This is a genomic window from Marinomonas sp. A3A (assembly GCF_018336955.1).
GTDB classification, from domain to species: Bacteria; Pseudomonadota; Gammaproteobacteria; order Pseudomonadales; family Marinomonadaceae; genus Marinomonas; species Marinomonas lutimaris.
In genome coordinates this window covers 2,967,623-2,993,732 of sequence record NZ_CP025532.1, presented here as the reverse complement: position 1 = coordinate 2,993,732, position 26,110 = coordinate 2,967,623, and the positions used below count along the sequence as shown (strand labels likewise).

Sequence of the window (26,110 nt, the reverse complement as noted above, 5' to 3'; positions counted from 1 at the left end):
TACAAAAAACAAGAACGAAAAACAGTGATTATTTGTTTTTCGTTCTTTAGGTTTTGCCTTTTATTTTTGCGCTGTTTTCTTTTCAGCTTGTTTTTCTGCCATTTGATTGGTGGCAATGAAGTCTAGTAGGATTTCAGACGCTTCTTTTGCGTAAGTGTCTTCTTCGATAGGTTTTATGTCCTCAACCGATTTCAGTAGTTCAAGTCCAAGTGCTTTACGGCGAGTATTTTCACGATCTAGCTCGCTCTTTTCATTGTTTTCTCTTTGTTGAATGCGTGTGCTTTCTTTCAAAGATACCGTTTTATAGGTCTCAACCTGTTTTTTGAACTCATCTATCTGTCCATTGATCGCAATGAAGTTAGGGTCTTTCGCCATTCTAGCTTCATGACGAGGTTCTAAAATAGGTAAGTAAGCAGGCATGTTCCAGTAAACTGGGTAGCGAGTTTCGTGGATTTTATCCCAAGGTAAAGGGTTGTCTAAGGCGCTTTCTCCGATAGTTTCTTTGTCTATCAAAGAAGGAAAGGCGATGTCTGGCATGACGCCTTTGTGCTGAGTACTTTCGCCAGATACACGGTAGAATTTAGCCTGAGTAACCTTAAGCTGCCCCTTGTCCATATCTTGCAAAACTTGAACTGTACCTTTACCAAAGGTTTGATCGCCAAGAATTAAGGCACGGCCGTAATCTTGTAAGGCGCCAGCTACGATCTCAGAGGCTGAGGCGCTCATGCGGTTTACCAGCACCGCCATTGGGCCACTGTAAACAATGGCAGGATCAGAATCGCCTAATGGTGTAACGCGTCCACTTTGATCGCGAATTTGTACCGTTGGGCCAGATGGAATAAATAATCCTGCCAGGGCATTTGCTTCTTGCAATGAGCCGCCACCGTTATTTCTTAGGTCAAGAATCAGTGCCGAAATGTCTTCTTTACGTAGTTCTTCTATAAGCTCTTTTGTATCTCGAGTGGAGCTTTTATAGTTTTTGTCACCCGCTTGGATTGCTGCGAAATCAGAATAAAAAGTTGGCAAGGTAATCACGCCTACTTTGTATTTTTCACCATCGCGTTCCACTTCCACGATTTCTTTTTTGGCAGACTGATCCTCAAGCTTCACTTTTTTACGCACAATGCTAATACGCTTGCTCGTCTGTGTGTCGCCTTTGCTTGGTGTTACTTCCAATATTACCTTGGTGTCTCGTTCGCCACGGATCATGTCGACAACATCGTCAAGACGCATACCAACGACATCGACCATAGGTTTGCCTTCTTGGCCGACAGCAATAATTCGATCATTAGGAGAAAGGTCACTTTGGGTTGCTGCTGGACCACCAGGAACTAAACGCACGACTTTGGTGTAGTCATCTTCCATTTGCAAAACAGCACCAATGCCTTCTAGAGATAGACTCATGTTGATGTTAAAGGCTTCGGATGCACGCGGTGCAAAGTAATTGGTGTGAGGATCTAATGCCGCAGTGATTGAGTTGGCAAAAATTTGATAAACATCGACAGAATTAGTTTGGTCGACTTGTTTGATTTGGTTTTTATAGCGACGCTCAAGCGTGGAGATTATTTTCTCCTCACTTTCACCATTGAGCTTCATGGTTAGCGCTCGATTTTTCAGGCGCTTGCGCCAGTAATCATCAAGTTCAGCTTCTGTTGTTGCCCATTTTTGAGTGTCTGGATCAGTATTGAGGTTTTCGTCGACGTTATAATCGAAGCCTTTGATCATCTCTGGTAAATGGTCTTGAAGACTTAGAAGTCGTTTTTCTAAACGCTTAAGATAAAGGTTGTAAATGGTATAAGCCACTTGAGTATCGCCATCTCTTAGGGCGTCATCAAAGCTGTTTCTATATTGCGATAGGTTGTCTATGTCGCTTTTTAGAAAAAAGCTTTTACTAGGGTCTAGAGCATCAATATAGAAATCAAAGGCTTTTTCTGAAATAGCGTCATCAATGTGAGGTCTGTTATAATGAATACCTTCTAGCATCTCAACGAGTTCTTTTGATACTTTGTCGTATTCATGAGGAGGCTGTAGCTCCTGATAAGCAGACGCAGGTGTTGAGGCAAAGGTATAGCCGGTTAAAAGGCAAAGCAAAAGGCGTTTATAGTTCATCCGGTATGGGCTCTCTCTGTCTATTTTATACGTCATTGGTAAAATCATATTAGACACTGGGCTTTAAGGCTAGCCAAAGTGTTAAAAAGTCACTTTTTTAAAGCATTCTGCTTATAGGACATTATGGAATTTTCAAATTTTAATGACTCTTTACTGTCATTTCTTAAATCTTCTCCTACACCTTTTCATGCAACGGCAAGTATGCGTAATGCTTTAACAGCGGAAGGCTTTGTTGAATTATTGGAAGAAGACGATTGGGTGATAGAGGAGGGCGGAAAGTATTTCGTCACACGCAATGAATCATCCTTAATCGCTTTTACCACACCACAGCTCAGTTTTAGCCAAAGTGGTTGGAGAATGGTGGGAGCTCATACTGACAGCCCTTGTTTGAAATTGAAACCCAATGCTCAAGTTGATCGCTTTGGTTACCATCAGTTAGGTGTTGAAGTTTACGGTGGAGTCTTGCTTCACACTTGGTTGGATAGAGATTTATCGATTGCGGGTCGTATAACGCTGAAAACGCAGAATGGTGATATTGTTAGCCGCTTGGTTGATTTTAAAGACCCAATCGCGGTGGTGCCTAACTTGGCAATTCATTTAAATCGCCAAGCGAATGAAGGTTTTTCTGTTAACCCTCAAGAGGAAATTTTGCCGATTTTGTGTGGCGCTGAAAACGAGTTTGATTTGCATGAATTGTTAAAATCCCAGCTTAAGAAGCAATATGCAGATTTGGCAATAGATACGATTTTAGACTTTGAATTGAGTTTATATGATACACAACCAGCGGCTTTGGTTGGTTTGCATAAAGAATATATCTGTTCAGCGCGCTTAGATAATTTGTTAAGTTGCTTTGTTGGTTTACGTGCTTTGTTGGATTCGGATCTGCAGCGCCCTAGCTTACTTATTTGTACCGATCATGAAGAGATTGGTAGTTTGTCTGCTTGTGGTGCGAATGGGCCGTTCTTGGACGATGTGCTGCGTCGTCTAACGCCAAATCCTGAGCAATATGTTCAGGCGATTCAGCGTTCCATGTTAGTTTCTGCTGATAATGCACATGCTTTGCATCCAAACTATGCTCATAAGCACGATAAGAATCACGCGCCTTCTATTAATAAAGGTGCAGTGATTAAAGTGAATGCAAATCAGCGCTATGCAACAAATAGTGAAACAGCCAGCGTGTATCGTGATATTGCTGCTGAAGAAAACTATGAGGTCCAGTGTTTTGTTGTGCGTAGTGATATGGCTTGTGGTAGTACGATAGGGCCAATTACATCTGGTGAAATAGGTGTACCGACTATTGATATCGGTTTGCCAACCTTTGGTATGCATTCTATTCGTGAATTGGCGGGAAGTCGTGATGCTTATGGGTTGTATAAAGTGCTAGCTCGTTTTACAAAACGTGATAGGTTGATTACTCGTTAATACCATTCGATAGTTTAATTAAAGTTAAAAAAGCCGTAAAACGATGTCTTACGGCTTTTTTGTGTTTGGTTATAGTGAGCTAAGGATTAGTTTTTAGCAACTAGCCACTTATCCAATTCTTTGATCTTGTCTTCATTAAGATCACCAGTGGCTTCTAATAGTTGTAGCTTTTTGACTACGAAGTCATATCTATATTGCTCATAAGCATCTTGGGCATCGTATAGATTTGATTGAGCATCAAGCAATTCAACTAGGTTACGCGTGCCAACATCATAGCCAGCTTGTGTCGCTTCTAGAGCACTTCTTCTAGAACGAATAAGTTGCTGCTGAGCTTCAATTTGAGCAACCGCTGTTTGCAGGTCTAGATAAATGCTACGAATATTCAGTTCAATTGTTTGCAGTGAGCTTGCTCTTTGTTCTGTTGCTGACTCGGCTTGTGCTACTGCTTGGCGGATGTTTGCATTGATTGCGCCACCTTGGTAAAGCGGAATCGTAACACCTAAGCCAATAGATGAAGTATTCGTTGCGCCGTCTTGCATGGACGCTGGAGCACCGCCGCCATAATCGTTATCTGTACGAGATAAAGATCCAGTGATTGATACTGTTGGCGTGCGCCCACTGGCTTTTTGGATGTTTATATTGTTTTCTGCACTTTTGACAGACAGATCCAATATACGCAATTCTTTGTTGTCACGATGTGCTTTTGCAATTAAAGAATCTACTGTCATGTTTGGATCTAGACTAATAGGATAGTCTTTAGACAGGTCAGGGATATTTAGTATTATTTGTCCAGTTCTTTGGTATAGGGCTTTTTGTGCATAAGACACGCTAGAGCGGGCACTTAGTTCGGTAACTCGAACTGAGTCATACTCTGCTTGTGCATCATGCAAATCAGTAATAGAGGCCAAACCTACTTCATATTGTTTTTTTGCGCGATCTAGCTGGCTTGCTGTGCTTTTAACCAAAGCCTGAGTTGTCTGTAGAGTTGATTGTGCAGTCAACAGGTTAAAGTATTCAGTTAAAGTCGTAAGTGCTAAGTCTTCTTCAGAGTTGCTAAAGCTAACACCTGCACTTTCAGAACTTATCTCTACCGCATCCACACCGTAGCTTAGAACAGGTGAGTAAATAGGGTAGTTTAAATCTAACGAAAGGCTGTTTGATGTGTTGTCGTAATCGGCAGAGGGGGAATCTATATCACTGTAGCCCAAATTGCCGTTAAAGCTGATATTAGGATACAAATTACCTTTTGCGGAGATTACACCTTCTTTCTGAGCTTGATAAGTTGATGCTGCAGCTCTTAAACCTGGATCGTGTTTTTTAGCCAGTTTATATACTTCGTAAAGGCTTTCTGCATGAGCAGCCGTACTACTTAGAACGGCTGCAGCGATGAGTGATGGTATAATATGCTTTTTCATAGATCTCTGTGGGCTCGTAGTATGAAATATAGTTATAATAGTACCTCAAGTTTTTCGCTTGTGGCAGTGTCATTCTTGCTATATCTATTATCACTATTGACCATATCATAACGAAATAGTTTAAATAGGTTTTTAATGTGGAAAGTTAATGCAAGAATGACATTTTTTTGATCATAATCTTCTTACTTTTTGCTGACTAGTTTTTCAGTGCGATTTTATAAGTAATGGTTTTTGTCGAGTTAGCTTCTATTTCACCAGAAACAAGTACGCTATTCGCCGTTATCGGAACCGCTTCTTTGCCTTCTAATACATCTACAATGCCATTCGTATTTTGCTCTATCTTATAGGTTTGCTTAGTATCTGAATGGTTAACGATAGTTGCTTCCCATACCTGTGTACTCGGCAGTTTTTGAGATGTTGCACTGACTAAAGTTAAATGTCCGCTTATGTCTTGGCTTTTATTTGTTGTAACGTTTACTGGGTAACCTTCCCGAACAGTGTCTAGACGTACTGTGTTTCCAGGAATGAGTAGATCGCCTCTTTTCCAAAATGTCTTATATTCACCGGGCAGGCCATTCTTAGGTAAAGAAAAGCTTAAGTCGTTATAAAAGTTTAAATCAGTTTTTCCAGCGTTGTTATTATAAGTGTGAAGGCTAGCTTTATTAGAGCTGCTGTCTATTTTAGTATTGCTACTAGGCAAAGGAATTAATGTATTTGAATATGGTGCAATTGATAGCTTACCACCACCAAGAGAATAACTAACCTCATTGTCTTGGTAATTCACGTTAGGGTTGTCTGCACTCATCATCATTACGCTGCGCTCTGCTTTAAAAAGCTGTGGAGCAGCCGTTCTAGAGTAATGAAGTAGGCTGTTTTGTATTTCGATAGAAGAGCTTGAGTTGTTATGAATCAAAGCCTGCTGATAAATAGAGACATTGTCGTTATCAAAAATCAAACTAAGTTGTGGCGTCCACGATAATTCATTTGTTTGATAGCTTATTTTTTGAGGCTGTGTGTTATTACCTTCAGTCTTTTCTACTTCTGGTTTTTTCTCTGCGGTACTTGTTGTCTCTAGCGGGATTAGATAGAAATCGTCCATGGGTAATGTCATAGAGTAGTCTTTGCTTTTAAGTATAAAAGAACGAGTATTTTTCTCTATGCGTGTCAATGTACCACTGTAACTCAAGTCTCTTTGTCTGTGGGTGACAGTAACTCGTTTGTTTATCTGGTTAAACCAATTAGCGTCTTGACTGCTCTCTAGGCGTGTCATCGGCGCAAAGTTGTCTTGGAGCGGTAGCAGCGATCCTGTATTTGGAGTAAGGCTCAGTTGCAAACTGTCTTCTACTATTTGACTGTTATCTAAACCAATAACGGCATTTATTGGGGCGGCAAGCGCTGATTGGCTCGCGGCTCCTACGAGAATGCTAAGGTATAAATAGGTAGGATATTTTTGCATGACCGAGTCCTTCTTGTTTATTGATATACCATCATACTAGTTGTCGTGATGAGTCTTCACACATGTTACCCTAATAAATTGATGTGATCGCAAGGCAATGTAGCAAAAATAAGGGTTTGCAGTGGACAAAAAATTACTAATTATTGACGGATTGAATTTGATTCGTCGGCTTTACGCCGCATTGGAGTCCGAGCAGGATTCAGCTAGACGAATTGAGAGAACCCAAAGTATTGCGATTGAAGCCTTAGCGAAGCTGACGCAGCAATTTGACCCTTCTTATGCCGTTGTTGTATTTGATTCAAATGGTAAAACATGGCGCCATCGAGTTTATCCAGAATATAAACTAGGTCGCGTTCCAATGGATGACGCCTTACTAGAATCTTTGCCAGAATTTGCGAAAGTGTTTCGTTTTAATCATTTGCCTTGTTTGAGAATAGATGGTTGGGAAGCAGATGATCTTATTGCCACGCTTGCCGTTAAAGCGGCAAGTAACAAGGTTAAATCCTACATTGTTTCAACGGATAAAGGTTTTACTCAGTTGTTGGGAGATGATCTTATTCTTCAATATGATTATTTTGCTAAGTTAGGTTATGACAAAATCTGGGTTCCTGGCAAATATGGTGTTGAGCCGCATCAGTTAAATGACTATTGGGCTTTAGTGGGTGATACCACCAATCGAATTCCTGGTGTCAAAGGTATTGGGCCGAAAACAGCCTTAAGTATTATTCGTCTGTTTCCCACCATCGAAGAAATTTATGCAAATCTACCGTCTTTTTCTGAGCGTATTCAGTCAATGCTGGCGGGTGGTTATGAGCAGTGTTTACTGTCTCGCTCATTAGTTGCCTTGAAAACAGACGTAGAAATAGGGGTTCGACTTTCTCAGCTTAGGTATATGGAAAGTAAAGTTGAGTGAATATCAAACTTCTAAGTAGAAAAGATAGGTTTAGCCCCTTACCCATATCTTATGAGACGCTTATAATAGCGGCATTTCAGGCAACGGATAAATGAGATTTTTATGTCAGAGGTAAGAACACGTATTGCGCCATCTCCAACAGGTGACCCGCATGTAGGAACAGCTTATATCGCCCTATTTAATATGGCTTTCGCACGTAAAATGGGTGGTAAGTTTATTTTACGTATTGAAGATACCGACCAAACTCGTAGTACGCCAGAATCTGAAAAAATGATTTTAGATGCGTTACGTTGGTTAGGGCTTGATTGGGCTGAAGGCCCAGATGTCGGCGGAGAATATGGTCCTTATCGTCAAAGTGAAAGGGGCGATATTTATGGTCAATACGCTCAAGAATTGATCGATAAAGGGCATGCATTCTATGCATTTGAGACAACTGAAGAGTTAGATCAAATGCGTAATGAGCAAAAAGAGCAAGGTTTGCCACAAAAGTACGATGGTCGTGCTCTTAATCTGACAGCAGAAGAGGTGCAGGCAAAATTAGATGCTGGCGTTCCTTATGTCATTCGTATGAAAATTCCTGAAGAGGGCGTTTGCGTTGTTCAGGATATGTTGCGTGGCACTATCGAAATCGATTGGGCGCAAGTGGATATGCAAGTACTACTAAAAGCTGATGGTATGCCGACTTACCATTTGGCTAACGTGGTTGATGACCATTTGATGAAAATCACTCACGTAATTCGTGGAGAAGAATGGATCAACTCAGCGCCAAAGCATATATTGTTGTACCAGTATTTTGGTTGGGATATGCCGACTTTATGTCACATGCCTTTGTTGCGTAACCCAGATAAATCTAAGTTATCAAAGCGCAAAAACCCAACAAGTATTCTGTATTATCAGCGTATGGGTTACATGTCTGAAGCGGTAATCAATTACCTTGGTCGCATGGGGTGGTCTATGCCTGACGAGCGTGAAAAGTTCTCGTTAGACGAAATGATTGAGCAATTTGATATTCAACGTGTTTCTTTGGGTGGTCCGGTTTTTGATGTTGAAAAACTGAGCTGGCTAAATGGCATGTGGATTCGTGAGAATTTAACGCCAGAAACCTTTGCACAGAAATATGTTGAATGGGCGCTTAACCCTGAATACTTGATGAAGATTTTACCACTGGTTATTCCTCGTGTTGAAACCTTTTCAGATGTTGCTGATGTGGCAGGTTTTTTCTTAAAAGGCATGTTGCCAATTACGAAAGAAGATTTCTCTACTATTAAAATGGAAGAAGAAACACTTCGTAAGGCTATGCAGTTTGCTTTATGGCGTTTGGAAGCATTGAATAAATGGGAAAAAGACGAAATCTTTAATGATATGAAATCATTAGCTCAAGCGATGGAAATTAAGCCGAAAGACTTTTTTGCCCCCTTGTTTGTTGCTATTTCAGGAACAACGGCATCTGTTTCTGTTTTTGATTCAATGGCGATTTTAGGTTCTGATATTTCTCGGGCTAGAATGCGTACTGCAGTAAATGTACTTGGTGGCCCTTCTAAGAAAGAAGCGAAACGTTGGGAAAAAGAATACGCTGACCTATAAACGGCTCGTATTTCTTATTAGCAACAAAAGCTAAAGAAAAGTTGAGTAAAAAAAACCGGCTATCAAAGCCGGTTTTTTTTATATCAGTCGTTTGCCTTTAAATTAACGAGTAGTAAAAACACTCGTCTTTTTATCTAAGCTGCTTACCTGATTATGTATATCACGGGTATTACCTTCAATGCTATTGATATAGCTATTGTCTCGTTGAAGTTGTTGGGCAATTTTGTCCATTTCTTCACTCATGTGTACTGCAGTTTTAGCAACTTCTTGGATAGAGCGGGCCATATCGATAGAAGAGGCTGAGCTGGTCTGAGCATTTCGCTCAATCTCTCGAATAGCCAATTCTGCTTTCTCGCTGAAAACTTCAATTGAGTGCAGGCTTTCTTGGCCACTGTGCATAGTTTCGATTGCTGTTTGTGTGGATGATTGGATAGTACTAACAATGTCGGTGATTTTAGCGGTTGCATCCACTGTTTTTTCAGCAAGTGAGCGTACTTCATCGGCAACAACGGAGAAGCCTCGACCCGCTTCGCCAGCACGCGCCGCTTCAATGGCTGCGTTTAGTGCTAGAAGGTTAGTCTGGTTTGCTAGGTCGTTGATCATGCCGATAACGTTGTCGATATCTTTTGATAATTGGCCAAGCTCATTAAGTTGTTCACTTGTTTTGTTAACAACACTAATAGTACTAGAAAGGTTTGATAGAGCGCTTTTAATGGTTTCTGCGCCTACTTTAGCAGATTCATAAGTATGTTGAGACTGACTACTTAAGTCTTCTGTAGTGCTGGAAATGCTAGAAATAGTTGTGGAAATCTCTTCTGTTGCCGCAGCAAGAGAATTTGTTTGTTCGCTAACGGAACGGTTACTCTGTGCGATGTTAGTAACTGAGGTGTTAAGTTCTGTGACCATGTTGTTGACACCTTGAGTGGTATCGACAACGTCTCCAATAACGGAGCTTAGTCCCGTAGTCATTTCATTTACAGAGCTACACAAAGAGTCAAATTCATCGTTGCGTTTTTTATTGACATGCAAGCGTGCTGTCAGGTCACCACCTTTTACTTTGCCTAAGTCTTTAATGATTTGGTTCAGGGTGCTGTTTACGCTGCTGCCGATCCCCATCATCATAAGTGCAGCAATAACAGCAACAACAATACTTACAATGATCAAACTAATGCTTGCTTGCTGAGAGCTTTCAGAAGCTTGTTTACGTGCTTCTAAAACCGCTTTTTGCATATAATCAACCGCAGCTAGGCGCGTTTGAGCAAAATCGGCTTTGCTGGCTATGAATTGTGACTGCAGCGTTTTTAGTTGTTGGTTTTCTTTGTCAAAATTTTCGACAGCGGCAAAATACTTATTAATGACTTCACCAAAGCGTTCTTCAAGACCGAAGTTAGTTACGCGTTTGTAGAATTTTTCATAGCGTTCCATGAAGGCCGCTTTATTCGCTGGAGCTGGCTCAAATATGAAGTTTTTTTCTGCTTCGCGAACGGGCAAAAATTCTTGTTTTACTAGGCTGAGGAACGATATCTCTTCTGTTACTTTTTCGCCTAATTGAGAGATCTCCCCTTTGAGGCCGGAAGAACCATTAAAGCCTACTTTTTGTCTCTGGTTAACTAATAACTTTAAGGCTTCACTGTAATTTGCTAAAGAGGCTGTGATGCTTGTGATGTTCTTTTTCGCTTCGGGATCTTGAAGAAGGTTCATGTCTTTTTCAAGAGTGGCCATGAAGCTTTCATGATTGACATTTAGCTGCTCTAGAAAACTTGCGTAGGTATCGTTATTGATACTAGAGAGAGACTCGTATTCTTCCATTAAGGTAATGATTAGAGAGGCTAGGTCTTTATCTACTGTGGTTAGACGTTCAAATTTTGAAGATGAACTTTCTTGAACATTCAATCCTTGTAAAGCAACTGCAGTTACAACAACGAATCCAAGAATAGCCGCAATCAGTAATGAGAGTAACTTGGTACGAAAACTAAGGTTAGCCAACATATTATATCCTGCACTTTTTATTATAGGTTTAACCGATAGGCATCAGGATAAGTGTAATAATCATTCTTATCATCTGGATTTTGCCTATCAAAGCATTACAAATATTTACTTAAGCATTCTATTTCTACTATGAACTTATTTGCAATTAATTGACATAAAAATATGAATTTATCTTGTGTGAATAATGTGTGCAAGTGTCGTTTTTTGTTGCAATTTATGAAGAGGATTGTTCAAAAATCATGCGGGCTTAGCCACACTTCTGTTTTTTTGTTGCCAAGATAGCTTATTTTTCCAGGATAGCGAGCTATGCCGCTAGAGCTGAATTCAAATTTGTAGGTTCTTTTTATTTTGATTGTTCCATGTTGCCATATTGGTTTCCATTCCTCACCACCAACACTATCCTCTAATAATTGTAAGTTAAGAGATTCACAATGTTTTTTTGCGCTGATTAGGGCTTGTTCTCGAATAGACGTGTTTTGCCACCATGCGTATAGAGCGGCAGCAATCAAAAGGAGTATGACAATATCGGAGAGTTGTAGGTTCATGTATGCCAAATAAATTTTAATAAAGTTTGAACATCATAACCAATAGTAGCGAGAAAAAAATAGTCGTTAGTAAAAGAAATACGTGGCTACCTCCAAGCAGGAGAGAAAGGAGAGGTAGCCACGGTCTTCACGCTATGTAGAGCAAGTCGTAAAATTATCTCATTAATAAAAAGCTAAATTTGGGCATTCGGGGCAGCGAATGTTTGGGTAAACCAAATTTGAGTCGTTAGCTTAAATATAATGGCCAGTCAGGCGATAATCTATGCGGCTTCTACTGCTCTCTCTGCGTAAAGTTGGATAACCCACTGCTCAATACGTTGATCAGTGAGTTCAAATTGTTGGTCTTCATCAATCGCTAAGCCGACAAAGAACTCTTTGCTATCTACACAAGCTCTAGAGGCTTCAAACTCATAACCTTCTGTTGACCATTGGCCAATGAAAGTGGCATTAGTTGGCAATAATTTTTCATATAGCCAACCAACAGCGTCGACAAAATAATCGCCGTAGCCAAATTGATCACCTAGCCCATATAGCGCTATGACACTATCTTCAAGTGCTAGTTCGGCTAAACTGTCTCCAATGTCTTCCCAATCAGATTGAATGCCACCAAAGTCCCAAGTAGGAATACCTAAAATCAGCATGGGGTATTGTTCAAGCTGACTAAGCTCAATATCTTTAATGTTGAATATGTCTACTTGTTCACCAAGTTCTTCCCATTGTTTGGCAATCTTGTGGCCAACCTCTTCTGTGTTGTTTGTGTCTGTGCCGTAGATAAGAGCGATTGTTGATTGAGCCATGCTATGCCTTTGCTTTCTGTAATTTAGTGAATTTGTCCATATTGGTGGCTGCTGACACCAAAGTGTTGAATAAAAGCGGCTTCGAATTGATCTTCTGAAAAACCACTTTGGGCCACAATATGTGATTTAGCTGTTGGGTCTTGTCTTAGTTGAGCTGCTGCAAATTTGATTCTGCTACGAGTACAGTAACTTTCAATGGACTGCCCAACAATAAGGTTGAAGCCAATAGCCAGAGCTTCGGTATTTAGCCCAACTTGTTGAGCTAGGTGCTTGATGTTTAATGCATCGTGCTCTGGTGTTTCGATTAGATTTTGCGCGTGGAAAAGTTTGCTTTGACAGCCTTCACATTGCGACAAATGACTCAGCATTTGTAGTTGTTCTATCAAGGTGAAGATAAGTGAATAAAGGTGTCCAGCAAGGCTGATTGAGTGACCTTTGTGCGCCAATATTGGTTCAATTAAAGTAAGGGTTCTTTCTGTAATTGGAAGCTGGATAATGGCGTTTTCATTGCCCAATTTTTCACGCATAGCCATAAAATGTTGGATGATTTGGTCTTCTGTTTCGCCAAGTACAGCAGCCAGATGTTCAGGACTAATACGAGCTTGCAGCAGACTATGTTCATCGCCTTTTGACATCAAGAAATGACCATCAATATTTTTCGGCTGATATGAAATTTGTACGGAATTTATATCTTTTGCTGTTTGTATTGGTCCCGTTCCTAAGAAAGAAAAATAGAGTCCTGATTGTGCTTCTTCATAAAGTGAGAGATCTGTATCGCTACTTAAGTGTTGGTTAAGCAATTGCAAATTTGGAAGCAAGGCGAGTAGTTGTTTATGGCCAGATAGCCATGGTGCCACTTCTTTTTTTATTCTTCCTGAATTGTCATACACATCGCGCATGTTTAGTTGCATCGTATGTTGCCTCAATCTGATAATGGTTATCATTAAAAGATCTTTTGGTTTTCAATGCAAGTGATTCTCATTAAATATTTTGTATGAGAATCACTTTATTAATATTTTTATCTGATGTGTGACTTGGAATAGGGAGGGTTAGTCTAAATAATCTGTGCGATTTAAGCCGTATTTTTGCATTTTTTGATTTAGTGTTCGGCGTGGCAGTTGAAGTTGTTCTAAGACAAGTTGAATGTTGCCTTTTTGCTGTCTGATACTGGCTTCAATTAAGCTGCGTTCAAATTCTTGCACCTTTACGCTCAGTGGTAGTGGTGTGATGGTGTCTATATCGTCTTGTGCTTGATAGCCAGCCAATATCTTTGCTACGCTTGTATTGGGTTCAAGAGCATAACGCAATGCAACGTTTCTAAGCTCGCGAACATTTCCAGGCCATCCATACAAAGTTAATGTTTCGTGGTCTATTGGACTTAGTTGTCTAAAATCTCCGCCTCGCTCTTTAACCGCCATTCGACAAAAGTGCTCAAAAAGTAATGAGATGTCGGATCCTCGATTACGTAAGTCTGGCAGATGTATTTGCGATACATTTAGTCGAAAGAATAAATCTTGTCGGAAGTGTTCTAATGTCTGTAGGTCACTTTTTGCGGCGGCAACCACTCTCAGGTCTATCTGGATCGTATTGTTACTACCGACTCGTTCAAGTTGATTTTCTTGTAGTACTCGTAGCAATTTAATTTGCATGGCCAGCGGCATGCTTTCTATTTCATCGAGAAATAACGTGCCACCACTTGCGTGTTCAAGCTTACCAATTCTTTGTTTGTTAGCACTGGTGAACGCGCCAGCTTCGTGCCCGAATAGCTCGCTTTCGAAAAGATCTGACGGAATTGCGGCGCAGTTTATAGCGACAAAGGGGTTAGTGCTTCTTGGGCTACAGTCATGCAAAGCTTTCGCAACGAGTTCTTTTCCGCAACCGGTTTTTCCGTAAACAATCACATGAGTGTCCATGCTAGCAAAGGTGCGGATTTGCTGCCTGACGCGAATTATTTGCTCATTCTTTCCAATAATGGTCTCTTCTAGACCATGTAAGTCGCCAAGATATTGTGATTGGTTGGCATGCTGTAGTTGGACTTTTCTCAGTTGAATGGCTTTTTCGACAGTTTGTAGCAATCGATTTGGATCAAAGGGCTTTTCAAGAAAGTCAAAAGCGCCATCTCGCAAAGCGTTGACTGCGGTGTCTATATCGCCATGGCCTGTTATAAGAATAAAGGGTAGCTCATGCTCTTTAGATAAGCAGTCACTCATTAGTGTTAAACCGTCTATTGGTGTCATGCGGATATCACTGACAATGATGCAGGGTAATCCAATATCAAATCGATCAATCAGCTCTTGAGCTTCGTGAAATTCTCTTACTACATAATTTGATAAGCGCAGCCATTGAGCCGTTGTTGAGCGAACAATATCGTCGTCGTCAAGGAGCCAGATTTCAATGTGATTGTTGGTGTTACTGTTTTCCATATTAGGCCTTTAACAGAGTTAAGCGGAATACGAGTTTTGAATCGCTGTCATGATACGCCTTTAGTGTTCCATTCATGTCTTTTGCTAGGTTTGCACTAATAGCAAGCCCTAGCCCTAGGCCTTTTCCAATTGGTTTTGTGGTGAAAAAAGGCTCAAAAATATGCGTAAGTTGGGACTTTTCTATTCCTGGTCCGTTGTCTTGATAGCTAATAGTGATCTGCTTGTCGTGTGTCTCTAACGATATTTTAATACTTGGTGTGACTTTCATTTCAGAGCAAGCCTGGACTGAATTACTGATCAAATTAGAAAAAATTCTCTCTAGTCGAGTCGGTTCAGCAATGACAGCATCTAGGTTATTAAGTTTTATTTCCCAGTGTATACCATGAACATCGTCTCCAAGGCTTTCTATGGCTCGCTCTATAGAGTGCTTGACTGAAGTGGGTGCAAGTTGCTCAGGTCTTCGATAAGCGAGTACTTTTAGCTCGCTGGTTAGTTTTTGCATCCGAACAACAAGCGATTCTAGATCGATAAGCGTTTTTAATGCTTGCTCTGAGTCTTGGCGTTTAAGCAGTAATTCTGCAGTATAGGCTAGTGTTCTTATACCTGTTAGTGGTTGGTTTAATTCATGAGCGATAGCGGTCGACATTTGTCCTATCGCAGCGAGTTTTTCTGTTCTTAATAGTTCTTTTTGCGCAGCTTCTAGTGCTTTTGTTCGTTCTAATACGCGTTCTTCAAGTCGGGAGTTTGCTTCTAGCAAATTGAGCTCTGCTTTTTTTCGTTTGCTGATGTCTAGCAAGGTGACCAAGTAACCTTGTGAATCACTCCACTTCAAGGATGATACTGATAGCAGTGCTGGAAAAACCTGACCGTTCTCTTTTTGCAGTACAACTTCTTGCTCTAGCAAGTTTGTTGCAAGTGTATTGCTTGCAACTTCTTTTGTTTGTAGGGATTTAATAAAGGTTAGTGCGGTTTGGTTCTCTGGGCAATCTGGTAGAAATTCATACAAATAGTGGCTGTTAAGTTCAATTCTTTGACCGAAATAACGCACACCCATAGGGTTAACAAAAGATATCTCACCGTGCTTGGTGAGTTGTAGTAATCCCACGTGAGTATTTTCGATCAGGACTCTTTGGCGCTGAGCGCTATTGGCAATAAGTAATTCATTTTCCAGTTTTGATGCGATTTTTAGTGAACGTTCTCGACGGTAAAGCCAGAAAAGGAATATCAGCGCAAAAATCCCTAGACTAATAAAGGCAATATTTTGAGCTTTTTTATGAATACCTTTTAAATTTGATAAGTAATGAATTTGCCACTTTAGGTCATCTAACGTGACATTTTGTAAAAGATAATTCTCATCATTAAGGTGGTAAATTTTAGAGCGAGTATTATTTAAAAATTGAACGTCAGTATGGTCATCTAGCCAATTACTCACTAAGAGCCTGTTTAATTTACTGGCTAAAAAGATAAGACTATTTTGATCAGTCATCACAACAAGATCATCGAACAAATTCCAGCGTTCGATTAAATCAGTCACGTTAATGCGAACCGCGACAGCACCAGCTAAGCCAGCTTTTGTATACACAGGAGCCAGTACTAGGTGGGCTGACTTGTATTGTTTTGGGTTGTAGCCAGAGACAAGAATATATTCTCCTTGTTGTTCTCTAAGCACATTGCTCAAGTCTTGTTTGCTAAAGTAGTCGTCTAAATTGAAATGAGGGGATTGTTCGCTGGATACCAAAAGATCCCCTTGCGCAGACAAAATAAACCAGTCTTGCGTTTTAGATACATGAGTTAGGTCTTCTAGTTGGCGTTGTAGGCGTTTTGTTAATACTGGATCTTTAGGGTTGTTCATAAAAGCCAGTAGTGTGGGGTTGTCAGCAAGGGCGTAAGGGAGGATGTGATAGTTTTTTAATTCATTACGTAACTCAATAACATAATCAAGTAGCTGATCTTGGCCTTCTGAGTGTTTGTCTATAATGAGTGCTTGATAAGCGATGGTGTTTACGCCAAAAAACAGTAGAGTAAGTAGAGTGCAACCGAAGGTAAGAAAAAAAAGACGATGCTTACGGAATTGTGAAATCAAAGAGAGTCTCGCGAGCCTTTATTATGTTTAGCCAGTTTTCAACGTTTAATCAGATTAAATTAAAACTGCGTAACAAAGTAACGCCAATGCTTGTACTAATCAAGGATGCTATGGTGGTTATAACGATGATGTTTGCTGCAAGGGTAGAATTTCCATTCATGGCGCGAACCATAATATAGCTGGCAGAGGCAGTTGGAGCTGAAGACATAAGGAATAGAACGCCAAGCTCCATGCCACGATAACCTAATAAATATCCTCCAAATGTTAGAATAAACGGGATAAATATCAGTTTTCCTGCGGATGCTATGATCGCTCCTAACATACCGTTTTTTAATGACTTAAAATTGAGTGATGCGCCAGCACATAATAGTGCTAAGGGAAGAGTCATCTGTGCAAAATAATCGCCCGCTTTATAAAGCGTTGAAGGTAATGAAAGCCCTGTTAGTGATGCAATAAAGGCTGCTAAAATAGCAATGATTAGAGGGTTCTTTGCTATGCCTTTCATTATGCCTTTTAGGCTAGCGTTTGCTCCGAGCGCACGATTTAAGCCAATTACGGATAATATATTGAATAATATGGTAACTCCGCCCAGATAGACTGATGCTACGGAGAACACTTCATTGCCGTAAGCATTAACACAGTAAGCTAAGCCAATAATGCCCATATTGGAGCGAAAGGCACCTTGTACCAACACTGCCCGTTCCGCTTTGTCCGGCTCCCAAATAGACATCAACAATTCTAATGCGATATAAGTGATAGTGACAGCTATCATTGCATATATAACCAATGATAAATCTGTATCTGAGCTTATGTCACTTTTGGAAATGCTGATGAAAAGTAGTGCAGGAAGAGTGACGTTGAACACCAGCTTAGAAGCAATATCAATAAAATTGTCATTGATAATCCGTATTCGGTATAGGATGACTCCTAATGCCAATATTAAAAATATTGGCATTGTTATGGAGAAAGAAAATACCAGTACATCTAAAAAGTTGTCCAACGCCATTCCTTAGAGGAGGGGATTATTGATCGTTGTTCTCGAAGCGATAGCCCGCACCATAAACTGAATGAATAACGTTTAGTTCAGGTGCTACAGCAGAAATTTTCTTACGAAGTTTTTTGATGTGGCTATCAATCGTACGATCACTCACTACACGGCTGTCGGCATAAATGCTTTTCATTATAAGATCGCGGCCGAAAACACGACCAGGTTCTTTGATGAGCAGTTGAAGCAACTGGAATTCAACCGTAGTTAAATCAATCAAATCGCCTTTGTAAGTTGCACGTAGACGGTCTACATCTAGATCGAAGCCATCAGTTCTTGGTGACTCAGCTTGGTCTAATTCAACTCGACGCAAGTTAGCTTTAACACGGGCAACAATTTCACGAGGGCTGAAAGGTTTACAAACGTAGTCATCAGCGCCCATTTCTAGACCAATCAAGCGATCAATCTCTTCCGCTTTTGCGGTAACCATAATAATAGGAACACCACTGAACTGACGAACTTGCTTACAAATTTCTACGCCATCTAATCCTGGTAGCATTAGATCTAGCAGAACAATATCAACTTGGTTGTTTTTAATGTAATTGACTGCGATATCACCGCGGTCAAGATGGTGATGTTCATAACCTGCTTGGTCTAAATAAGCAGCCATTAATTCAGCTAATTTTGGTTCGTCTTCAATAATCAGTACTTTGCTCATAATATTGTTGTTCCTGTTCGTTTAACGAGACTAGTTTAAAGGGAATTCTACTTTTATTCCTAAGCCACCATCTGGTGAGTGATAAGCACTGATTGTGCCTTGGTGTCCATCCACTATACTAGCGCAGATTGCGAGACCTAGGCCTCTCCCGCCAGTCGCTCTATTTCTTGAATTTTCGACACGAAAAAACTGTTCAAAAATTCGGTTTTTATCATCGTCGCTTACACCTGGGGCTGTGTCCTCAAAAAGAATAACGGCTTTCTTATTCTTTTTTGATAGTTTTACAGTGAGTTTTCCAGGAGCATTTGTATATTTTAATGAATTATTCATCAGATTCGAAAAGAGTTGATGTAATCTATCTGAATCGCCATTCATAACAATAGGGTTTTTCTGAGAATATTCAAACCCTAATTCTAATCCTGCTTCATTAAAAGGAAGTGTCATAGATTGAATCGTTTGTTCAATTATGTCGTTAAGTGAAACATCTTCCATTACATAACTTAAGTTGCCTACATCATGCATGGATAATTGATTTAAGTCATCAATTAGGCGTGCAATATGAAGCGTTTCTTGATGCAATGAGGATAAACTTTCAGGAGAAACTTTAATAATCCCATCCTGCATCGCTTCAATCTCACCTCTAAGTATCGCTACAGGGGTTCTTAGCTCATGGGCGGTATCAGCAACCCAGCGCTTACGAGCTTCTCTTGAATGTTCTAACGTACAAGCTAGATTGTTAAAGTGGCAGCTAAGACTGGCTAACTCGTCGCCTCCTTTTACCGTTATGCGTGTATCATATTTTCCTGCTGTCAATTTTTTCGTAGCTTTTTGCATGGAAATAATAGGGCGACTTAACCACTGAGCTAATGGCCATGTTAGGAGGGCCGCGATAGCAAGCATGAATGCGGATATGAGTAAGAAGGCTTCTCCTTGCTGGCGAACAAAGCGTAGTGTTTGATCCTGAACTAACTCTCTAATTGAGCGTAATCCTACGTAGCCGACTATTTTTTTATTTACAGTCACAGCGTATGTTTCGGCGTCTGTAAATCGCGTCTTACCAATGATGGGTTTTTGTTGGTCATCAAACAATAGAAAGCGTTGGCGATAGTATTGAGACGGATAAATTAAGTCTAAATTAGGCGTGCTCGGTGGTGGCACTAAATCTCGTAAGTTTTCGAGTTTAGCCTGATGCCACTCGCTTTCCATTCGACTCTCTTGGACAAGAAAATACCAATCATCATAATAGAGGTAGAGGTTAGCTGTTCGGTTTGCCATTTGTTCTAAAAAGTCACGATCACGTTCCGTCGCGTAGGAAACAAATCCTCTATCAAAGCTCCATTGAAATACTTGCCACATAGAAACAATGAGTAAAATATTACTCAAAACAAAAACTGCAAAAAGTTTATGTCGAATCTTTAAGCCTTTGGTCATTGCCATAGTGGAGTTTGAAATCCTATTGTGTGTCCTGTTAGGCGGTCTTTACAGGGGATTGATAATCATCGATACGAGATCACAGTGTCGTTGGTATCGAACTAGTTCGTTGGTTACTCTAATCGTCTGTTTACTATACAGTTTTATAGGGAAAGCTGGCTACTTGGTTGCAGTGTAAATAATGAGGATTTCCAATAAATCAATTCCTTTAGTATTATGCGTCAATTTTGTATTTTCTGGGTCTATTTATGTCGGTTTTATCTGCTGCAAAAGGTGCGGTCTCATTTATTTTGATTGTTGTAAATACCTTGTTGTGCTTCATTCCAGTGATGGTATTGGCACTATTTAAGTGTGTTTTTCCGTTTGCATCAGTGCGTGCGTTTCTGAATGTCATATTGGATAACATAGCGACGTTTTGGATCGGTGTAAATAATGTAAACCAGCGCGTATTGGGCAAATCTGTTCTTCATGTCTCTGGTGAGAATGATTTTGTATTAAAAGATTGGTATATGATTACGGCGAATCACCAGTCTTGGGTAGATATTCTTGTCTTGCAGCGTCTGTTCAATAGACGCATTCCTTTTATCAAGTTTTTTTTAAAGCGAGAGCTTATTTGGGTGCCTTTTATCGGTCTAGCTTGGTGGGCGTTAGAGTTTCCTTTTATGAAGCGTTACAGTTCTGCTCTGCTAAAAAAACGTCCTGAACTCAAAGGGAAAGATATTGAAGTGACGAAAAGGGCGTGCGATAAATTTCAGTACTTTCCTGTGTCTATTATGAATTTTCTTGAAGGGACGCGCTTTACACCTGAAAAGCACGATCAACAATCGAGTCAGTATAAGCATCTTCTCATGCCAAAAGCGGGCGGCTTGTCGTTTGCGTTAAATGCTATGGATGGGAAATTGCATCAATTGATTGATGTGACCATTGTTTACCCAGAGGGGATTCCGAATTTTTTCGACTACCTTTGTGGCAAAGTGCCAGAAATAAAAGTGCATCTCAGAGTGATGTCGATCGAAAACTCCTTGCTTGGTGATTATCAAAATGACGCAGATTATAGAGCGTATTTCCAGCAATGGGTGAATGAACTTTGGCAGCAAAAAGACCAGCAGTTCGAATGCTTACAACATGCTGAATTGAAAAATATTGAGCATTAAATAACACATTTTATTTCTGTATCCTCCAATAAATCGAGAATTGTATCTTTTCTATTTTTTTTAAATGTCTGACTCTGTTTCTTTATTCTTAAATTATCGAGGCGTTTGGTATGGATATATCTCATTTATTGACTTTACACTCGCGAAGCATGGAAGCTTCTTTGGTTCGTGAATTGCTTCATTATAGTCAACAGCCAGACGTTCTATCTTTAGCGGGCGGTTTGCCAGATGAAAATTTGATGCCAGCTTACCCAGAACTGAAGCAACTAATCGACAGTCGACAATATGGCCCTAGTGAAGGCGAAAAAGACCTGCGCGAATGTATTGTGTCGATTGTGGCGGATCGAGGTATTGAGGCATCTACTGATAATGTGCTGGTAACCAATGGCTCGCAGCAGGGGTTGGATATCGTTAGTCGCTTAATTTTGGACGAAAGCTCGACCATTTTAACTGAGCAGCCGACGTATCTTGCTGCTTGTCAGGTATTTAAATTACAAGGTGCAAAGGTTCAAGATGTCTTATCTGATGCTGAGGGTATGTCTGTTTCAGCTTTGCGTGATGCGATTGAAAAGCACCATCCGAAAGCGGTTTATTTGATTCCCAATTTTCAGAATCCAGCAGGGCATTGTTATAGCTTGCAGCGTCGACGCGAGATAGCTGCTTTACTTGACGAGAAAAACATATTGTTGATCGAAGATGATCCGTATCGTGATCTTTGTTATGACAATGTCGACCTTACGCCTATTTCAACTTTGATAAAACAAGCGCCTTGGCTTTACATGGGGAGTTTTTCTAAGGTTTTGTGGCCAGGATTGCGTACTGGTTATATCGTTTCCTGTGATGCTTTTTCTGGGTACTTGGTGAAAGTAAAGCAGGCTGTTGATCTTCATACCAACCGTCTTGGTCAGAGTATGATTACCCAATTCTTTAAATCTGGAGAATATCCAGATCACGTTATTAAGCTCCAAAAAGCCTATAAGGAAAAGCGAGATGTGATGGCTGAAGCTTTAAATGCAGAGCTTGGCGATCTCATTGAATTTTCGCTTCCAGCTGGTGGTATGTTCTTTTGGGTGAAGTTGCCCGCGGGTGTCTCATCACAATTAATACTGACTGAAGCGTTGAAGGATAAGGTGTTGGTTCTTCCAGGTACGCCATTTTTTCCGTGTAAAAGCCCACTTGATGATTCGTTTCTAAGATTGAGTTTTGCTCGTGTTTCTCCGGCGCAAATTCGTCAAGCAATCACGGTGCTTGCGAAAGTTATTCGACAGCTTGCTTAGTTACTTGTTACCTAGAGATTGCTGGTTGTATGTTTATATTGGCTAGGTTTCTTGTTCCATAGCATTTTTGTTGTGGTAAGGCTGGCTTTTTATTGTATTTATGCTTGGCTAGCAGTTCCTTCTTTTTGGGTGACACGTTAGAATCTTACTTTTAAGACTGTATAGAATAGGAATATGTAATGGGCAGAGCCTTTCAAAACCGCAAAGAGTCCATGGCAAAAACGTCTGACCAAAAAGCCAAGGTTTACAGTAAGTACGGCCGTGAGATTTATGTTTGCGCAAAATCCGGTGGTATCGACCCTAATGGTAATTTGGCACTTCGTTCTCTGATCGACCGAGCTAAAAAAGATCAGGTGCCAACTCACGTTATCGACAAAGCGATTGATAAGGCGAAAGGTGGCGGTGGAGAAGACTTTGATACGGCTCGCTATGAAGGTTTTGGTCCTGGCAATACGATGGTTATCGTCGATTGTTTGTCTGATAATCCAAACCGTACTTTTGGTGATGTGCGCACTTGCTTTAACAAAGTAAAATGTAAAATCGGTAGCCAAGGTAGTGTGAGTCATATGTTTGACCACAGTGCTATTTTTGTTTTTGCAGGTACTGATGAAGAAGCTGTATTAGAAGCTTTGATGATGGCCGATGTTGATGTAACAGATATTGAGCTAGAAGACGGTAAAGTGACTGTTTTTGCGCCACATACAGATTACAGCAAGGCCAAAACTGCATTAACAGATGCATTTGGTGAGATTGAGTTTGAAATTGATGAAATTCAATTTGTGGCTCAAAACATGACAGAAATTCAAGGTGAAGAAGTGGAACAGTTTGATCGCTTCTTGGATCTTTTGAATGATCTTGATGATGTGCAGCGTGTTTATCACAACGCTGAATATTAGAATTAGAAGCCTTGGTGATACTTCTCACTAAGGCTTTTTTATGTGTGTTGATTAAGTATGACTAAGCCAAAACCTCAGTTGAAATCGCCCTGTGTCAATGTCTGTCTTCTCAATGATGAGGATATTTGTGTTGGCTGTTATCGTACGGGTAAGGAAATTAGCCTGTGGGGAAGTATGAATAAGGCTTCGCAGCAGGCCGTTATGAAGAAGGTTCGTGAGCGAGAAGCCAAAAGCAATTTTGTTTCTGGCTAGTGTTTTTTGTTAGTGTTACTTCTCTTCATTTTTGTTTTTAAGTTCTATCCATTGCGACATGTATTGCGTGCTTTTAAGGCTGTGGTGTCGCAGCATTAACCCCAAGAAATGTTTTTTCCTCAGACTTTCCTTTAGTTGAACCTGTAGCTTCAATCGATTGATTAACTTTGGCTCCCATTCTTCTGCCTGATAGCGAGCTTGTAATATTCTATTGCCATTTTGCTGCATCAGTTGCCAGCTTTCTTTGTCTTCATAGAGAGACACTGACGCATCGACAAAGGTTTCAATGTCGTCTGTAATGACGCCATTCCAAGGTAGTTCGCCGTACATGGATTCTGCGCCAATCGTAGTGGTAATACTTGGGGTTCCCATTTGCATGGCTTCAACCAATTTGCCTTTAATGCCTGCGCCAAAACGTAATGGAGCTAAGCAAAGTCGAGCTTGTTGCATGACTTTTTGAGCATCTTCTGCCCAGCCTTTTACTAAAAAGCCTTCTTTGGCGTTATGTAATTGTGTAGCTTTTGGTGGTGGGTAAGCACCATAAATATGCATTTCTGCTTTTGGTAGGTGTTTGCGAATCTTTGGCCATATCTCTGTTTTTAATTGCAGAACAGCATCCCAATTTGGCGCGTGACGAAAATTACCAATGCTAATGAAGTGTTGGCGCTCTTCAAAGCTGGTTAGGGATTCAGTGTCTTGAGGTTTAGGGAGCATAAACGGCAGGTGAAAAACATGGGTTTCCGGTACATGAAACTCATCGATCAACAATTTGGTTTCTATTTCGGAAATCATCAAGGTTAAGTCACAGCGATGAATGGCGGCGATTTCACGAATACCGTGGTCGTTATAAAGATCTTCAATTACAAAAGATCTATTTTGTTTAAGTGCGTTGTGTCTGGCTTGTCTTAGTGAGTGAAGATCTTCCGTATTAAGGACTCGTAACGAGTCTGGGCTGAATTTTTCGACGCGCCAACCAAATTGTTCTTCCATCATGAAGCGATCAAATATCACAATGTCTGGTTTTTTATCTGCGATATAGGTATCGAATGAAGCGTCGTTAAGTTCGATGTGTTCAGCCTGTATATCTAGTTGAGATAGATCTGTCATATGCTCAGTTTGTTGAGCTGGGCTAGCAAAAGACAGCTGCCACTGCTCTTTGTGAAAGCAATTGAGCAGTTGCATCATTCGGCTACCAGCGGCAGATGAGTTGGGTTCTGGCCAGACGTAGCCGATGACAAGTAGGTGCACGGTATTCTCTCAATGTTTCAATGATTTTTGGTTCTGAATTTTTAGCAGAATCAGGACATATTCGTCTGGCTATTGTATCATGGCGGACAGATTTGTCTTGCCTGCCTCATTTGAAGGGATTGTCTGGTAAGATGTAAGCAAAACATGACGTTGAGAAGATATTATGATCATAAAACCAAAGATTCGCGGATTTATTTGTACAACAACACACCCAGTAGGTTGTGAGCAAAATGTAAGAGAGCAAATTGCTTTTACTAAAAGCAAAGGTGCTATTGAAAACGGCCCTAAAAAAGTACTCGTAATCGGTGCGTCAAGTGGTTATGGCTTGTCTTCTCGTATTGCTGCTGCGTTCGGTTCTGGCGCAGCAACCATTGGTGTTTTCTTTGAAAAACCAGGCACTGATAAGAAAACTGGCACAGCGGGTTGGTACAACTCTGCGGCATTCGATAAAGTTGCCAAAGAAGAAGGCTTGTACGCTAAAAGTATTAATGGCGATGCTTTCTCAAATGAAGCACGCGATACGGTTATTGATTTGATTAAGCAAGATCTTGGTCAAGTGGATATGGTGGTTTACTCTTTAGCTTCTCCTGTCCGTAAAATGCCAGAAACTGGTGAGGTTGTTCGTTCAGTTCTTAAGCCTATTGGCCAGCCTTACCGCTCAACTGCTATTGATACGAACAAAGATGTCATTATTGAGGCGGAAATTGAGCCAGCTACAGAAGAAGAAATTGAAGCGACTACAACCGTAATGGGCGGTCAAGATTGGGAGCTTTGGATGTCTGCTTTACAAGAAGCAGGTGTTTTGGCGGAAGGTGTTCGCACCGTAGCTTACTCTTATATTGGTTCTGACATTACTTGGCCGATCTATTGGCATGGCGCATTAGGTAAGGCGAAAGAAGATTTGGATCGTGCCTCTGCTGCTATTGATGCTCAGTTGTCTAAGATTGGTGGCGGCGCTAACGTGGCGGTATTGAAGTCTGTGGTGACGCAAGCGTCTTCCGCTATTCCAGTGATGCCTCTGTACTTGGCGATGGTCTTCAAAGTAATGCGTGAAAAAGGCATTCATGAAGGTTGTATGGATCAGATTTACCGTATGTTCTCTGAGCGTTTGTATAATAACCATAATCCAGCAGAGCTGACAGATGATAAAAATCGTTTGCGTTTGGATGATTGGGAATTACGTGAAGACGTGCAACAAGCTTGTCGTGAACTTTGGCCGCAAGTGAATGATGCGAATCTATTTTCAGAGACGGATTACCAACTTTACAAGGATGAGTTTTTGAAGTTGTTTGGTTTTGGGGTTGATGGCGTTGATTATGATGCTGAGGCAAACCCTGAAGCTGACTTTGAAGTGATTACACTTTAGTATTTACTTAAAGAGACAAAAAAAGGAGCTCAAGTGTCGCTTGAGCT

General features: G+C 40.6%; 21 protein-coding genes. 8 read left to right on the top strand and 13 right to left on the bottom strand.

From position 1 onward, the window contains the following. Positions 1-60: 60 nt before the first annotated feature. The gene (locus CYL31_RS13955) at positions 61-2,109 is read right to left on the bottom strand and encodes a carboxy terminal-processing peptidase (protein WP_212915809.1); all 2,049 of its coding nucleotides are present in this window, start codon (positions 2,107-2,109) and stop codon (positions 61-63) included. Between the two features lie 123 nt (positions 2,110-2,232). Here CYL31_RS13955 and CYL31_RS13950 point away from each other — a divergent pair, with 123 nt between their 5' ends. After that, entirely contained in the window at positions 2,233-3,531 is a 1,299-nt protein-coding gene (locus tag CYL31_RS13950) for a M18 family aminopeptidase (protein WP_212915808.1), read from the top strand. 86 nt (positions 3,532-3,617) lie between these two features. On the opposite strand, the gene CYL31_RS13945 is transcribed toward CYL31_RS13950, so the two are convergent. Both CYL31_RS13945 and CYL31_RS13940 read right to left on the bottom strand, forming a co-directional pair. Then, positions 3,618-4,946 carry a TolC family outer membrane protein gene (locus tag CYL31_RS13945; protein ID WP_212915807.1) on the bottom strand — a complete coding sequence of 443 codons (1,329 nt, stop codon included), beginning with the start codon at positions 4,944-4,946 and terminating at the stop codon, positions 3,618-3,620. A gap of 196 nt (positions 4,947-5,142) precedes the next feature. After that, positions 5,143-6,402 (bottom strand): hypothetical protein, encoded by a 1,260-nt coding sequence (locus CYL31_RS13940; protein ID WP_212915806.1) that lies wholly within the window; start codon positions 6,400-6,402, stop codon positions 5,143-5,145. 121 nt (positions 6,403-6,523) lie between these two features. Here CYL31_RS13940 and xni point away from each other — a divergent pair, with 121 nt between their 5' ends. Both xni and gltX read left to right on the top strand, forming a co-directional pair. Further along, positions 6,524-7,315 (top strand): flap endonuclease Xni, encoded by a 792-nt coding sequence (xni, locus tag CYL31_RS13935; protein WP_212915805.1) that lies wholly within the window; start codon positions 6,524-6,526, stop codon positions 7,313-7,315. Between the two features lie 102 nt (positions 7,316-7,417). Further along, the gene (gene gltX / locus CYL31_RS13930; RefSeq protein ID WP_212915804.1) at positions 7,418-8,899 is read left to right on the top strand and encodes a glutamate--tRNA ligase; all 1,482 of its coding nucleotides are present in this window, start codon (positions 7,418-7,420) and stop codon (positions 8,897-8,899) included. 102 nt (positions 8,900-9,001) lie between these two features. Here gltX and CYL31_RS13925 read toward each other — a convergent pair whose 3' ends face one another. From CYL31_RS13925 to CYL31_RS13885, 9 genes are all read right to left on the bottom strand, one after another. Next, entirely contained in the window at positions 9,002-10,888 is a 1,887-nt protein-coding gene (locus CYL31_RS13925; RefSeq protein WP_212915803.1) for a methyl-accepting chemotaxis protein, read from the bottom strand. 230 nt (positions 10,889-11,118) lie between these two features. After that, complete coding sequence (locus CYL31_RS13920; RefSeq protein WP_212915802.1) at positions 11,119-11,433, bottom strand: DUF3301 domain-containing protein; 315 nt, start codon at positions 11,431-11,433, stop codon at positions 11,119-11,121. A gap of 260 nt (positions 11,434-11,693) precedes the next feature. After that, positions 11,694-12,230, bottom strand: a complete 537-nt coding sequence (locus CYL31_RS13915) for a flavodoxin (protein WP_212915801.1) — start codon at positions 12,228-12,230, stop codon at positions 11,694-11,696. 23 nt (positions 12,231-12,253) lie between these two features. Further along, a complete protein-coding gene (locus CYL31_RS13910) occupies positions 12,254-13,141 on the bottom strand; it encodes a helix-turn-helix transcriptional regulator (protein ID WP_212915800.1) in 888 nt (295 codons plus the stop codon). Between the two features lie 138 nt (positions 13,142-13,279). Beyond that, positions 13,280-14,653, bottom strand: a complete 1,374-nt coding sequence (locus CYL31_RS13905; protein WP_212915799.1) for a sigma-54-dependent transcriptional regulator — start codon at positions 14,651-14,653, stop codon at positions 13,280-13,282. A gap of 1 nt (position 14,654) precedes the next feature. Further along, positions 14,655-16,736 carry a PAS domain-containing sensor histidine kinase gene (locus CYL31_RS13900; protein WP_212915798.1) on the bottom strand — a complete coding sequence of 694 codons (2,082 nt, stop codon included), beginning with the start codon at positions 16,734-16,736 and terminating at the stop codon, positions 14,655-14,657. Positions 16,737-16,785: 49 nt separating this feature from the next. Beyond that, complete coding sequence (locus CYL31_RS13895; RefSeq protein WP_212915797.1) at positions 16,786-17,742, bottom strand: AEC family transporter; 957 nt, start codon at positions 17,740-17,742, stop codon at positions 16,786-16,788. Positions 17,743-17,758: 16 nt separating this feature from the next. Next, positions 17,759-18,439: a response regulator gene (locus CYL31_RS13890; protein ID WP_212915796.1), complete on the bottom strand. Its 681-nt coding sequence runs from the start codon at positions 18,437-18,439 to the stop codon at positions 17,759-17,761. A gap of 30 nt (positions 18,440-18,469) precedes the next feature. After that, positions 18,470-19,876, bottom strand: a complete 1,407-nt coding sequence (locus tag CYL31_RS13885; RefSeq protein WP_212915795.1) for an ATP-binding protein — start codon at positions 19,874-19,876, stop codon at positions 18,470-18,472. 242 nt (positions 19,877-20,118) lie between these two features. Between CYL31_RS13885 and yihG the strand changes: the two genes are divergently transcribed. The 4 genes from yihG to CYL31_RS13865 all read left to right on the top strand — a co-directional run bounded on the left by yihG (position 20,119) and on the right by CYL31_RS13865 (position 23,449). Continuing rightward, positions 20,119-21,024, top strand: coding sequence for a 1-acylglycerol-3-phosphate O-acyltransferase, YihG family (gene yihG, locus CYL31_RS13880; RefSeq protein ID WP_212915794.1), 906 nt, complete (start codon positions 20,119-20,121; stop codon positions 21,022-21,024). Between the two features lie 110 nt (positions 21,025-21,134). Further along, positions 21,135-22,301, top strand: coding sequence for an aminotransferase-like domain-containing protein (locus tag CYL31_RS13875; RefSeq protein ID WP_212915793.1), 1,167 nt, complete (start codon positions 21,135-21,137; stop codon positions 22,299-22,301). Positions 22,302-22,480: 179 nt separating this feature from the next. Further along, a complete protein-coding gene (locus CYL31_RS13870) occupies positions 22,481-23,197 on the top strand; it encodes a YebC/PmpR family DNA-binding transcriptional regulator (RefSeq protein ID WP_212915792.1) in 717 nt (238 codons plus the stop codon). A gap of 57 nt (positions 23,198-23,254) precedes the next feature. After that, a complete protein-coding gene (locus tag CYL31_RS13865; protein ID WP_212915791.1) occupies positions 23,255-23,449 on the top strand; it encodes a DUF1289 domain-containing protein in 195 nt (64 codons plus the stop codon). A 15-nt stretch (positions 23,450-23,464) separates the two neighbouring features. Here CYL31_RS13865 and CYL31_RS13860 read toward each other — a convergent pair whose 3' ends face one another. Continuing rightward, positions 23,465-24,697 carry a glycosyltransferase family 4 protein gene (locus tag CYL31_RS13860; RefSeq protein ID WP_212915790.1) on the bottom strand — a complete coding sequence of 411 codons (1,233 nt, stop codon included), beginning with the start codon at positions 24,695-24,697 and terminating at the stop codon, positions 23,465-23,467. 163 nt (positions 24,698-24,860) lie between these two features. On the opposite strand from CYL31_RS13860, the gene fabV reads away from it, so the two are divergent. Continuing rightward, positions 24,861-26,063: an enoyl-ACP reductase FabV gene (gene fabV, locus CYL31_RS13855; RefSeq protein WP_212915789.1), complete on the top strand. Its 1,203-nt coding sequence runs from the start codon at positions 24,861-24,863 to the stop codon at positions 26,061-26,063. The last annotated feature ends 47 nt before the right edge of the window (positions 26,064-26,110 follow it).